Raw genomic sequence first — 12704 nt, forward strand, 5'->3', positions numbered from 1 at the left:
GGATTACACCTGCTCTTTATCGTGGCGCTTCGCGTCTTCTGTTTTAGCCTGTTCCTGATTCGTATCCGCCTGCTTATCGGCGATAGTTTTCGCAGTAAAATCAGCATCCTGACTGGTTTTATCCTGCTTTGGTTCATCATCGCTCATTGCTTTTTTAAAGCCTTTGATCGACGCACCAAGATCGGAACCGATGGAGCCGAGCTTTTTGGTGCCAAAAAGCAGTACAACGATGACGGCAATAATCAATAACTGCCAAATACTGATACCACCCATACATGTTCCTCTGTGGTAGATGATGATTAAACAAGGCCGCATTATACGTTACACGACCCGCCTTGAGCGATGAAAAAATCAGCGTGTTTTGCGCCAACCGACAAACCAGGCGATCAGACCACCTGCCATTAACCAGCCGGGCATCAGCCCCCATTCAGGTCGGCTGACCAACAAGAATGTGCCACTTAATACTAACGTAGCGCCAATTCCGAGAAAATAACGCGATTGTCCCTGACGTACATGATTTGACTGAAGCTCGCGGGCAATCTTATCAACACTGTGCTGTAAATACTTGCCCTGGCGCAAACTGTCGTAAACCAATTCAGGCAGTTCTGGCATTTTTTCGACCCAGAACGGCGCTTTTTCTTTAAATGCTCTCACCAGGGCAGGAATACCGACCTGATCTTTAATCCACGACTCCAGGAAAGGCTTCGCTGTTTTCCATAAATCGAGCTGCGGATAAAGCTGGCGTCCTACCCCTTCGACATAGAGCAGGGTTTTCTGGAGTAACACCAGTTGCGGCTGCACTTCCATATTGAAGCGACGCGCCGTATTAAACAGATTTAACAGTACATGTCCAAACGAAATTTCGGCCAGCGGTTTCTCAAAGATAGGTTCACAGACCGTACGAATGGCAAATTCGAACTCTTCAACGTTGGTATCTGGTGGCACCCAGCCAGAATCGACGTGTAGCTCTGCCACTTTGCGATAGTCGCGATTAAAGAAGGCGATAAAGTTTTCTGCCAGATAGCGTTTATCTTCTTTGTTTAGCGAGCCAACAATCCCGCAATCAATGCCGATATATTTCGGGTTTTCCGGGTGTTCATAGCTTACGAAAATGTTGCCAGGGTGCATATCGGCATGGAAAAAGCTGTCGCGAAAGACCTGAGTGAAGAACACCTGCACGCCACGTTCCGCCAGCAATTTCATGTTGGTGCCATTTTTCTCCAGCGTCGCAACATCAGACACCGGAATGCCGTAAATGCGCTCCATCACCATCATCCCTTCACTACAATAGTCAGGGTAAACTTCCGGGATGTAGAGCATCGGGCTGTCTTCAAAATTTCGCCGAAGCTGAATGGCGTTGGCAGATTCCCGCAGCAAATTCAGTTCATCAATCAAGGTCTTTTCGTACTCGCGCACCACTTCGGTTGGGCGCAGACGGCGACCATCCGGCAGCAAACGCGGCACCCAGCGAGCCAGACGGTAGATAAGTTTCAGATCCGCTTTAATAACCGGCAAAATATCCGGGCGGATGACTTTAATCACCACCTCTTTACCATTCGATTTCAATCGCGCGGTATGAACCTGGGCGATAGAAGCAGAAGCCAGTGGCTTGATTTCAAAATCGTCAAACCACGCTTCTACCGGCAAGCCGCCCATTGCAGCTTCAATCTGCTGCTTCGCCAGCTTGCCATCAAACGGAGCAACTTTGTCCTGCAATAACGCCAGCTGATCGGCAATATGCGGTGGAAAAAGATCGCGGCGGGTTGATAACATTTGCCCGAACTTGATCCAAACCGGCCCCAGTTCTTGCAGGGCCAGTCGTAGTCGCTCACCTAAAAGTTTGTCTTTATGCCGATTTGGCATCCAGAATAATGAGTATCGCCATAGCCGTAGCGGCAGGGTGATACGCATTTTGGGGATCAGTTCATCAAGTCCGTAGCTTAAAAAAGTGCGAATGATGAAATATAGGCGCCGTACTTCACCTGGCGTCATTTAGCCTCCAGTTTTTCCAGCCGTTTGGTCAGGGCATCAACAGCACGCTCGACGGCAGCCGTCTCTTCCGCAAACCAGGCCACTTCAAGCGGACCGGGTGCCATACGCCACTCTTCAGTAATGGCTTCCGCCACATAACGTTGCTGGCGCTTAATGCCGTGATGCAGGAACTTTGCGCCTCCGCGCATGGCTTTGCTGATTCCTTCAGCGGCGATATCACCGGTATAAGGGGCCAGCAGTTCCGCAGGGTCGAACTCTGCCAGATCTGCCAGCGCAACGAAGTTTTGCACCACCTGAATATCGCCCTGCACTTCCAGCTCACCACTGCGAATCAGTGCGGTAAGCTGCTGGCGATCGCGAAGTTTCGGCAACACACTGGCGTAGGCGATAACGGTGCAGTCAGCATCGCCTGCCCATTCGCCCAGTACATCAACCTGGCGTTCGCTGAACACCAGAATCAATGACGTCGAAAAGCCTTTTACCTCCACGCGCAATACTTTACCCAGCAGACGCGAGCGGGCTGTTTTCAGCGCGGGTGAGCGATACAGGAAGGTGTTGAGCAGACTTTCAATTCCTGCCGTCACTAAAGGTTTAAAAGGCATTTCCGGTCTCCTGTCAGAACTTATAACCACGATGCAGCGCCACAACCCCTGCCGTCAGATTGTAGTAGTCGACACTTTCGAATCCGGCATCCTGCATCATGGCTTTCAGGGTATCCTGATCGGGATGCATACGGATGGATTCTGCCAGATAACGGTAGCTGTCGGCGTCGTTCGCGACCAGTGAGCCAATACGCGGCAGCACATGGAAGGAGTATGCATCATAGGCTTTGCTCAGCGGCTCGATAATTGGCTTCGAGAACTCAAGCACCAGCAGGCGGCCGCCGGGTTTCAGCACGCGATACATTGAACGCAGTGCTTTATCTTTGTCGGTGACGTTACGCAGACCAAACGAAATGGTGATGCAATCAAAGGTGTTATCCGGGAACGGCAGCGCCTCAGCGTTCGCCTGAACATACTCAACGTTGCCAATCACACCGATATTACGCAGCTTCTCGCGTCCCATTTTGAGCATGGATTCATTGATATCAGCAAGGACCACTTTGCCAGTTTCTCCGACCAGGCGGGAGAATTTCGCTGTCAGGTCGCCGGTGCCACCAGCCAGATCCAGCACGGTCTGCCCACGGCGTACGCCGCTGCAATCAATCGTGAATCGCTTCCACAAACGATGAATACCAAATGACATCAAATCATTCATGACATCGTATTTTGATGCCACGGAATGGAAAACGTGGGCGACCATATCCGCTTTTTGTTCCTTCGCGACGGTCTGAAAACCAAAGTGCGTCGTTTCTTGTGACTTATCCACCATCTCAATGCCTGCTCATCAAAAAATTGTTCCAGAAGTGTAACAGATTGGGCGTCGATGCCCTAGATTTCTACCCGGCTTAACTACCCCTAATGGGCTAGCGCGACTGCTGATTATATTCATCATCGCGTTGATAAGCTTCATCATTCGGCTGCTCCGGAACCGACCGAAGTCGATACTCTTCATTCTGGCTCACCGCCTGTTCAGCCAAATCCGGATTAATCTCGCGTTTAATTTCTACTCCTAAACCGCGAAACGCTTCTGCCTGCGCCAGCACATTTCCGCGACCTGAAGAGAGTTTTTTCATTGCCTGGCGGTAGTTATCCTGCGCTTTGTCGAGACTTTGACCAATCGCGGACATGTCATCGATGAACAAACGCATCTTGTCGTACAGCTTGCTGGCACGATCGGCGATTTGCTGGGCGTTGCGGCTTTGATGCTCATAACGCCACAGGTTGGCAATAGTACGCAACGCCACCAGCAGCGTAGTCGGGCTAACCAGCATGATATTGTTTTTCAACGCTTCGGTGATCAGCTCCGGCTGGCGGTCAAGCGCCAGTAAAAAAGCGGGTTCAACGGGAATAAACATCAGCACGTAATCCAGAGTTCGCAGCCCCGGCAGCTGTTGATAATCTTTGCGTCCCAGCAAACGGATATGGTTACGCACCGACGCGATATGTTCCTGTAGCGCGCTTTCGCGGGTGTAGTCGTCTTCGGCGTTAAAATAGCGTTCATAGGCGACCAGCGTCATTTTGGCGTCGATCACCACATCTTTTCCCTGCGGCAGCCGCACGATGACATCCGGCTGCATCCGCGAGCGGGCGTCATTTTCGATGCTGACCTGGGTTTCATATTCATACCCTTCACGCAGACCGGAAGCCTCCAGCACCCGCGTCAATACTACCTCGCCCCAGTTGCCCTGGGTTTTATTGTCGCCTTTCAGCGCGCGCGTCAGGTTGATCGCTTCCTGGGCCATTTGCGCGTTGAGTTGCTGGAGATTGCGAATTTCGTGGGTCAGGGTATGGCGTTCTTGTGCTTCTTTACCGAAGCTGTCCTGAACCTGACGGCGGAAACCGTCCAGTTGTTCACGTAGCGGCGACAACAGGCTGTTCAGACTCTGACGGTTTTGCTCATCAACCCGGCGATTGCTGTGCTCAAAAATACGGTTGGCGAGGTTTTCAAACTGCTCACTGAGGCGCTGCTCGCTGTTAATCATCTGGCGAATTTTATCGTCAGCATGTTGCTGTGCGGCTTCCATCCGCGTGGTTACTTCACGCAGATCGGCCTCCAGAGAGGTGTTAATACTTTGCAGGCTGCGCACTTCGTTATTGAGTAACTCGCACTCTGCACGCCAGTGCTCGCTTTGGGTAATTTGTTGTTTTGCCGCGCTTAACTCCGCGACCATCTCTTCACGTTCAGCTAATTGCTCGGCTTTTTGCTGCGCATGTTGATAACTGGCAAACAGCCAGCCAATTGCCACACCCACCAACGCAATAACTGCGTAAACCATGATTGAGAAATCCACAACGCCTCCTGACGCAACAACTTACCCGCACAAAATAGAATTGTGCTGTACAAACGTCCAGTTGGAAAGGCATTTCCTGCGAGGCGCTACGCAAAAATACAAAAGGCCGAACGCGTCGGCCTTCAGACAGGAGAAGAGAATTACAGCAGACGACGCGCCGCTTCCACCACGATTTTCACCGCTTGGCTTTCAGTTTGTTTCATCGTCTCAGCATTCGGGATCTCTTGCTGGGTGCGGTTAACGATAACACCCGCTACCATACCGGCACGCAGGCCCTGACTTGCACACATGGTCAGCAGGGTTGCAGATTCCATTTCATAGTTCATTATGCCCATCGCCTGCCACTCTTCCATAGAACCTTTAAAGTGACGAACTACGCGACCAGAGTAAGTATCGTAACGTTCCTGACCTGGGTAGAAGGTATCAGAAGAAGCTGTCACGCCAACGTGAGTTGTCGCGCCAATGGATTTCGCAGCTTCAACCAGCGCAGTCGTACATTCGAAATCAGCGACAGCCGGGAATTCCAGCGGTGCGAAGTGCAGGCTCGCGCCATCCAGACGGACAGACGCCGTGGTAACCAGGACATCACCCACATTAATATGCGGCTGAATAGCGCCCGTTGTACCGATACGCAGGAAGGTGCGAATGCCCAGCTGTGCCAGCTCTTCAACAGCAATAGAGGTAGACGGGCCGCCGATACCGGTAGAGCAGACGATAACAGGTTTACCATCCAGCTCTGCACGCCAGGTAGTGAATTCGCGGTGAGATGCCAGCTTAACCGGCTTATCCATCAGCGCGGCGATCTTTTCCACACGATCCGGGTCGCCAGGGACGATGGCAAGCGTAGCCCCTTGTAAATCGTTTTTAGTGAGGCCGAGATGAAAAACATCAGACTTGGACATATACAACTCCTCTGTGAATCGGTTTAGTCAGAAGAAGCAAAAAGACACTTTACCGAAGGGTTTAACATTTTTTCGTGATACTCATCACCATGACGCAAATGCGTTGCATAAATTTACCCACCAAAAGTGATTCAAATCACATAAATCACTCTTCATTCTGCAGGACTGCATAAAAGATGAGCCGATTCAGGCAATGTGATTTGTTGCATGCTGACTATAGTTAACATTGCGCAACATTTTTATAAGGGTACGGAGAATACCATGGCAACAACACAACAATCTGGATTTGCACCTGCTGCATCGCCTCTCGCTTCGACCATCGTTCAGACCCTGGACGACGCGATTGTGGCGGGCTTCACCTCTATCCCTTCACAAGGGGATAACATGCCTGCTTACCATGCCAGACCAAAGCAAAGCGATGGCCCACTGCCAGTGGTCATTGTAGTGCAGGAAATTTTTGGCGTGCATGAACATATCCGCGACATTTGTCGCCGTCTGGCGCTGGAGGGGTATCTGGCTATCGCACCTGAACTTTACTTCCGCGAAGGCGATCCGAATGATTTTGCCGATATCCCCACGTTGCTTAGCGGTCTGGTAGCAAAAGTGCCTGACTCGCAGGTGCTGGCCGATCTCGATCATGCCGCCAGTTGGGCTTCCCGCAACGGCGGCGATGTTCATCGTTTAATGATCACCGGATTCTGCTGGGGTGGACGTATCACCTGGCTGTATGCCGCGCATAATCCACAGCTAAAAGCTGCAGTGGCGTGGTACGGCAAACTGACGGGCGACAAGTCGCTGAATTCACCGAAACAACCTGTTGATATCGCAACCGATCTTAACGCGCCGATTCTCGGCTTATATGGCGGTCAGGATAACAGCATTCCGCAGGAGAGCGTTGAAACCATGCGCCAGGCGCTGCGGGCTGCTAATGCGAAAGCAGAGATTATCGTGTACCCGGATGCCGGGCATGCATTCAACGCTGATTATCGCCCGAGCTATCATGCCGAATCTGCGAAAGATGGCTGGCAGCGTATGCTGGAATGGTTTAAGCAGTATGGAGAGAAGCGGAGTTAGTTTCCTCTTAGTCTATATTTGAGATGGTGAGTAAACGAGTGCGTTTTGCTGCCATCTCTGTCCCCCAAAAAATAATCAGTATGAATTGATTGGAGATTACGACTCCGCTATTTGACCTTAAGAAAGTCGGCAAGTCATAGTCATAAATGAGTCTCTTCAATGGAAGACACCTTAGAGATTTACCATCAACTCCCATTCACAAACAAACATTAATTATTATCAACACATTCACATTAATTATAAATCATCTCAGACCTTCCTGATAAAAAGATATTAAAGTGAAACATTTTGTTTTTCACATTTTAGTTCATCACTTTTAGGCGTAAATAAAGGTAAAAAAAACAACAATACTATTTCTCTTTCACAAAAGAATTAACAAAAGGTTTTTCAAGGATGAGTGATATTATTTACCTGACCATAACCGGAGAACAACAAGGATGTATTTCCTCTCGTTGTGGAACGAGCGCATCAATAGGTAATCGCTGGCAGATTGGCCATGATGATGAAATCTTCGCGTTCTCGCTCTCTAATAGTATTACGAATACAGGCAAAGGGTCATAATTGCATGGCCTTAGTTTCTGTAAATTGATTGACAAAAGCTCCCCGTTACTTATTAACGCTATTAACAATAACGAGCAGTTGTTCATGGAGTTTGACTTCTATCGGATCAATAGGTTTGGTCGATGGGAGAAATATTACAACATTCAACTCCGCGGCGCGCTCTTATCAGCAATCAATCACCTGTTTACTGAGAACAATCTGGATACAGAAGCCATCACTGTCAGTTATTAATATATACTCTCCAGGCATCTGATTGCTAATACTGAATTTAGTTATTGGGCATTTCCCGATAACTACAACCGTCTGTTTATACCACGGCCAAAAACTAAAGCTGGTAATGGTTTCAAAACACTTAATAGTAAAGCGGTTGGCAGACTGCTTGCTGCTGTCGGCATATACAATGGGAATATCGAAGGATTCAGGGAAACAGCAGACAAGTTGGGGGGAGATGCACCTGCTGGTTATGATCAATTTATGGATAACAAAGGGTTACTCATCGCTGGTGCTTCAATAGTTGCTGGAGCAGTTCTGGGGAGAATGAGACTCCCTGATTTGGAATCACTTGAGCATTTCGGAGCCAGAGGAGCAGTATCAGGAAGACCATTTAATCCCGAGCTTGCCGGTGGTCCAATAGAAAACCTGACGACAGATGGCGTAACAATCAACAGGGAAGGTATCGCTATTGTTGAAAAACATATAGCCAGATTTGGTCATGATCCTGTAAATGAAGTGATGATCAATAGACTGAAAGACATTGAGAAAGGAAAAATCCCCCCAGAACAAGTAGATCTTAACTTCTATACTCATGAGTGTCGGGAATATCAGCGTTACTGTAATCTTGGTTGGGAAACAGGACAACCTGATGGTGACGCAGGCTATGCACTCTGGAATCATACTGGATTTGCCCCTATATTTCCAGACATCTGTTATCACTTAACCCATTACAAGCCCGCTGCCACAGATATTCCCGTGGCGAGCGATAACCCAGCGCACTATGCGGATGCCATTCGTTATAATGCTCGAACGCCTCTGCAAGGTTCTTTGCTGCCGTTAACCCGTCTGGTTTGGGCATGATACTGATGTAGTCACGCTTTATCGTTTTCACGAAGCTCTCTGCTATTCCGTTACTCTCCGGACTCCGCACCGCCGTGTTCTTCGGTTCAAGTCCCAACATCCGGGCGAACTGGCGTGTTTCATTAGCCCGGTAGCATGAACCATTATCCGTCAGCCACTCCACTGGAGACGACGGAAGATCGTTGCCGAAGCGGCGTTCCACCGCTCCCAGCATGACGTCCTGTACTGTTTCACTGTTGAAGCCGCCGGTAGTCACCGCCCAGTGCAGTGCCTCACGATCACAGCAGTCCAGCGCGAACGTGACACGCAGTCTCTCTCCGTTATCACAGCAGAACTCGAACCCGTCAGAGCACCATCGCTGATTGCTTTCTTTCACGGCCACTCTGCCTGTATGTGCCCGTTTCGATGGCGGTACAGCAGGTTTTCGCTCAAGCAACAGCGCATTCTGGCGCATGATCCGGTAAACACGTTTGGCATTGATCGCAGGCATACCATCAAGTTCTGCCTGTCTGCGAAGCAGCGCCCATACCCGACGATAACCATACGTGGGCAGCTCTCCGATAACATGGTGTATACGGAGAAGCACATCCGTATCATCAGTGTGACGACTGCGGCGGCCATCCATCCAGTCATCGGTTCGTCTGAGAATGACGTGCAACTGCGCACGCGACACCCGGAGACAACGGCTGACTAAGCTTACTCCCCATCCCCGGGCAATAAGGGCGCGTGCGCTATCCACTTTTTTGCCCGTCCATATTCAACGGCTTCTTTGAGGAGTTCATTTTCCATCGTTTTCTTGCCGAGCAGGCGCTGGAGTTCTTTAATCTGCTTCATGGCGGCAGCAAGTTCAGAGGCAGGAACAACCTGTTCTCCGGCGGCGACAGCAGTAAGACTTCCTTCCTGGTATTGCTTACGCCAGAGAAATAACTGGCTGGCTGCTACACCATGTTGCCGGGCAACGAGGGAGACCGTCATCCCCGGTTCAAAGCTCTGCTGAACAATTGCGATCTTTTCCTGTGTGGTACGCCGTCTGCGTTTCTCCGGCCCTAAGACATCAATCATCTGTACTCCAATGACTAGTCTAAAAACTAGTATTAAGACTATCACTTATTTAAGTGATACTGGTTGTCTGGAGATTCAGGGGGCCAGTCTACATACGCATACTGCTACTCTAGAAGATTATAAACTTAAGGGAGAACTTAATGACTTATACCACCAGGATGCACTTGACTATGATAACTGAAACTGAAATTAACGTACTGAAAATTATGGCTGAGAAAGATATAAACTGGAACTGGATGAATCTCGATCGCACACTATCCATAAGGCAAATTCCAGGATTCGGTAATGTTGTTAACATTGTTAACAAATTAGCTAACGAGGGTTTGGTTATTATTGAGGATAGCGGACATAAGTCTATGCCTCACTACCACGTTACTGAAAAGGGATACAATTTCGTGAAAAGTGAGAATAAATAACGTAGCGTTGATTACTGAACAAATCGCTCAGGATTATATTTTGCGTAAAAATGATTCGGTTATTTCTGTATCTGAACGGGCGCAGATAGCAAAATGGCTTCCGGTGATGGAAGCCATCAGATTATTGGCAAAGTGCGCGTTGTTCATGCCGGATGCGGCGTGAACGCCTTGTCCGGCCAACAAAACCCAAAAATTCAATAAATTGCATAAATTATGTAGGCCTAGTATCAGGCAGTTTTGCCTCTTTCATCGTACTGCAATTTACAGTGACTCGTTAATATTCATCATCCCCGACGCAAATTCTGCGCCGCCTGCACCATGTTCGCCAGTGCCGCGCGGGTTTCTGGCCAGCCGCGCGTTTTCAGGCCACAGTCCGGGTTAACCCACAGGCGCTCTGCCGGAATGCGTTTTGCCGCTTTCTTCAGCAAGGCTTCAATCCATTCCACGCTCGGTACGTTTGGCGAGTGAATGTCATAGACGCCTGGACCGATTTCATTCGGATAATCAAACTCTTCGAACGACTCCAGCAACTCCATGTCAGAACGCGAGGTTTCGATGGTGATGACGTCTGCGTCCAGTGCCGCAATCGAATCCATGATGTCGTTGAACTCGCAATAACACATGTGAGTGTGGATTTGTGTGTCATCTTTCGCCACGGCGGCGTTGATACGGAAGGCCTCTACGCCCCACTGGAGATACGCATCCCAGTCGCTACGACGCAGCGGTAAACCTTCGCGCAGAGCCGGTTCGTCAATCTGGATGATGCCAATTCCAGCGGCTTCCAGATCGGCCACTTCATCACGCAGCGCCAGCGCAATCTGTTTGGCGATGGTTTCACGGCTGACATCTTCACGCGGGAACGACCAGCAGAGAATAGTCACCGGGCCAGTCAGCATCCCTTTCACCGGTTTATCAGTCAGAGATTGCGCATACTTCGCCCACTCCACGGTAATCGGTGCCGGGCGACTAACGTCACCAATAACAATCGGTGGCTTCACGCAGCGGGAACCGTAGCTCTGTACCCAACCGTTTTGCGTAAAGACAAACCCGTCGAGGTGCTCGCCAAAGTATTCCACCATGTCATTACGCTCGGCCTCGCCATGTACCAGCACATCCAGTCCCAAACGTTCCTGTTCAACAATGGCCTGCCTGATATGTTCCGCAATGCCCGTGCGGTAGTTATTGGCGTCGAGATTGCCCTTTTTGAAATCCAGACGCAGGGTACGAATTTCCGTGGTTTGCGGGAAGGAACCAATCGTGGTGGTCGGCCACGCTGGCAGTTTAAAACGTGCACGCTGGGCTTCAGCACGCACTTCATAGACATTCGCACGCTGGCTGTCCTGGGCGGTGATCGCCGCCAGACGCTTTTCTACCGCCGGATTATGTACACGAGTAGAGTGACGACGCGCCTGAATTGGGGCGCTCCACTCTGCCAGAGCTGCCGTGTCACCACTGTTCAGCGCATCGCGCAGCAGTGCTAGTTCATGGCATTTTTGTAGGGCGAAGGCAAACCAGCTTTTCACTTCTGCATCAAGACGCGTTTCCACGCTCAGGTCGATGGGGCTGTGCAGCAACGAGCAGGAAGATGCCACCCACAAATCACGTTTGCCGACAATGTCCTTAATTTGCGCATATTTCTCGGTAAGATCGGCGCGCCAGACGTTACGACCATTGATCAGACCCGCAGACAGCAACCAGTCAGAAGGCAGGCGCTTGTGCAGTTCAGCAACGTCATCTTTACCATGTACGAGATCAACATGCAGACCCTGAACAGGCAGCGCAGTAATCGTGTCGAGATTTGGCGTTACGCCTTCAAAATAGGTGGTCAGCAGCAGTTTCACCTGTCCCTGGAGCGCGTCGTAAGCGGGTTTGTATGCGTCCAGCCACGCCTGTGGTAGTTCCAGTACCAGCGCGGGTTCATCAATCTGTACCCACTCGATGCCGCGTTTCGCCAGTTCTGCCAGCACTTGCTGATAAACCGGCAGAATGTCGTTCAGCAGGCTAAGGCGGTCAAACTGTTCACCTTTCACTTTCCCCAGCCACAGGTAAGTAACCGGCCCCAGCAGCACAGGCTTAACGTTGTGGCCCAGCGCCAGCGCCTCGTCCACTTCCTCCAGCAGCTGCGTCCAGGTCAGTTTGAACTGTTGGCCTTTAACGAACTCCGGCACCATGTAGTGATAGTTGGTGTTAAACCATTTGGTCATTTCCGCTGCCGCCGCAGGTTCGCCAGTCGGCGCACGTCCACGACCAATACGGAACAGGGTGTCGATATCTACCGAACCGTCTTTGTTCTGATGACGTGGCGGAACATTACCCAGCAGCAAACTGGTGGTCAGTACATGATCGTACCAGGCAAAATCGCCCACCGGCAGCAGGTCGATACCCGCTTGCTTTTGTTGATCCCAGTGACGAGCACGCAGTTCACGCCCTACTGTCAGCAGTTCTTCACGCGTGGAGTTCCCCGCCCAATAACTTTCTTGCGCTTTTTTCAGCTCGCGACGCAGGCCAACGCGAGGGAAACCGAGGGTGTGATTCAATATTGTCATTTTTCTTCCTCTAATTATATGTAAATCCTATGGATTTTGAATTTAGGGAAGGCGGCAAGTTTATTCATCCCCGGGAGCTTACTGAAGTAAGTGACCGGGGTGGAGAAACGCAGCCAACGCACCATAAATTTAAAAGACGAAGGATTTTAGCCGTCCAGATGTTTACACATCCATAATTGGCGGT

General features: G+C 50.2%; 10 protein-coding genes and 1 pseudogene. 3 read left to right on the top strand and 8 right to left on the bottom strand.

Annotated features, from left to right (window positions below):
• Nucleotides 1-3: 3 nt before the first annotated feature.
• From tatA to udp, 6 genes are all read right to left on the bottom strand, one after another.
• Nucleotides 4-273, bottom strand: a complete 270-nt coding sequence (gene tatA, locus C1P89_RS19010) for a Sec-independent protein translocase subunit TatA (RefSeq protein ID WP_001295260.1) — start codon at nt 271-273, stop codon at nt 4-6.
• Nucleotides 274-351: 78 nt separating this feature from the next.
• Nucleotides 352-1992, bottom strand: a complete 1641-nt coding sequence (gene ubiB, locus C1P89_RS19015) for a ubiquinone biosynthesis regulatory protein kinase UbiB (protein ID WP_000187535.1) — start codon at nt 1990-1992, stop codon at nt 352-354.
• Entirely contained in the window at nt 1989-2594 is a 606-nt protein-coding gene (ubiJ, locus tag C1P89_RS19020; protein ID WP_001295259.1) for a ubiquinone biosynthesis protein UbiJ, read from the bottom strand. Before ubiJ ends, ubiB begins: the two co-directional genes overlap by 4 nt.
• Nucleotides 2595-2607: 13 nt before the next feature.
• Nucleotides 2608-3363, bottom strand: coding sequence for a bifunctional demethylmenaquinone methyltransferase/2-methoxy-6-polyprenyl-1,4-benzoquinol methylase UbiE (gene ubiE / locus C1P89_RS19025; RefSeq protein ID WP_000227958.1), 756 nt, complete (start codon nt 3361-3363; stop codon nt 2608-2610).
• A 94-nt stretch (nt 3364-3457) separates the two neighbouring features.
• A complete protein-coding gene (gene rmuC / locus C1P89_RS19030; protein WP_000347715.1) occupies nt 3458-4885 on the bottom strand; it encodes a DNA recombination protein RmuC in 1428 nt (475 codons plus the stop codon).
• A 140-nt stretch (nt 4886-5025) separates the two neighbouring features.
• Nucleotides 5026-5787 carry a uridine phosphorylase gene (gene udp, locus C1P89_RS19035; RefSeq protein WP_000045175.1) on the bottom strand — a complete coding sequence of 254 codons (762 nt, stop codon included), beginning with the start codon at nt 5785-5787 and terminating at the stop codon, nt 5026-5028.
• A gap of 261 nt (nt 5788-6048) precedes the next feature.
• Between udp and C1P89_RS19040 the strand changes: the two genes are divergently transcribed.
• A complete protein-coding gene (locus tag C1P89_RS19040; RefSeq protein ID WP_005137516.1) occupies nt 6049-6861 on the top strand; it encodes a dienelactone hydrolase family protein in 813 nt (270 codons plus the stop codon).
• 393 nt (nt 6862-7254) lie between these two features.
• A pseudogene (gene tssD, locus C1P89_RS26070) lies at nt 7255-7998 on the top strand (type VI secretion system tube protein TssD); the annotation flags it as partial.
• Nucleotides 7999-8329: 331 nt separating this feature from the next.
• Here tssD and C1P89_RS19050 read toward each other — a convergent pair.
• A protein-coding gene (locus C1P89_RS19050) for an IS3-like element IS2 family transposase (RefSeq protein WP_114144153.1) occupies nt 8330-9558 on the bottom strand; the annotation gives its coding sequence in 2 pieces (ribosomal slippage) (nt 8330-9243 and nt 9243-9558; 1230 coding nt in all).
• A gap of 170 nt (nt 9559-9728) precedes the next feature.
• Here C1P89_RS19050 and C1P89_RS19055 point away from each other — a divergent pair.
• The gene (locus tag C1P89_RS19055) at nt 9729-9974 is read left to right on the top strand and encodes a hypothetical protein (protein ID WP_024261285.1); all 246 of its coding nucleotides are present in this window, start codon (nt 9729-9731) and stop codon (nt 9972-9974) included.
• 284 nt (nt 9975-10258) lie between these two features.
• Here the strand turns inward: C1P89_RS19055 and metE are convergent, their stop codons facing one another.
• Nucleotides 10259-12520 (bottom strand): 5-methyltetrahydropteroyltriglutamate--homocysteine S-methyltransferase, encoded by a 2262-nt coding sequence (gene metE / locus C1P89_RS19060; protein ID WP_000153974.1) that lies wholly within the window; start codon nt 12518-12520, stop codon nt 10259-10261.
• Nucleotides 12521-12704 lie beyond the last annotated feature (184 nt).

It is taken from the genome of Shigella sonnei (assembly GCF_002950395.1).
In the GTDB taxonomy this organism is placed as follows: domain Bacteria; phylum Pseudomonadota; class Gammaproteobacteria; order Enterobacterales; family Enterobacteriaceae; genus ECMA0423.

Excerpts from the sequence above, each read along its gene's own strand:
- tatA (WP_001295260.1), bottom strand. The coding sequence starts at position 273 with ATGGGTGGTATCAGTATTTGGCAGTTATTGATTATTGCCGTCATCGTT.
- ubiB (WP_000187535.1), bottom strand. The coding sequence starts at position 1,992 with ATGACGCCAGGTGAAGTACGGCGCCTATATTTCATCATTCGCACTTTT.
- ubiE (WP_000227958.1), bottom strand. The coding sequence starts at position 3,363 with ATGGTGGATAAGTCACAAGAAACGACGCACTTTGGTTTTCAGACCGTC.
- udp (WP_000045175.1), bottom strand. The coding sequence starts at position 5,787 with ATGTCCAAGTCTGATGTTTTTCATCTCGGCCTCACTAAAAACGATTTA.
- ubiJ (WP_001295259.1), bottom strand. The coding sequence starts at position 2,594 with ATGCCTTTTAAACCTTTAGTGACGGCAGGAATTGAAAGTCTGCTCAAC.
- metE (WP_000153974.1), bottom strand. The coding sequence starts at position 12,520 with ATGACAATATTGAATCACACCCTCGGTTTCCCTCGCGTTGGCCTGCGT.
- C1P89_RS19040 (WP_005137516.1), top strand. The coding sequence starts at position 6,049 with ATGGCAACAACACAACAATCTGGATTTGCACCTGCTGCATCGCCTCTC.
- C1P89_RS19055 (WP_024261285.1), top strand. The coding sequence starts at position 9,729 with ATGATAACTGAAACTGAAATTAACGTACTGAAAATTATGGCTGAGAAA.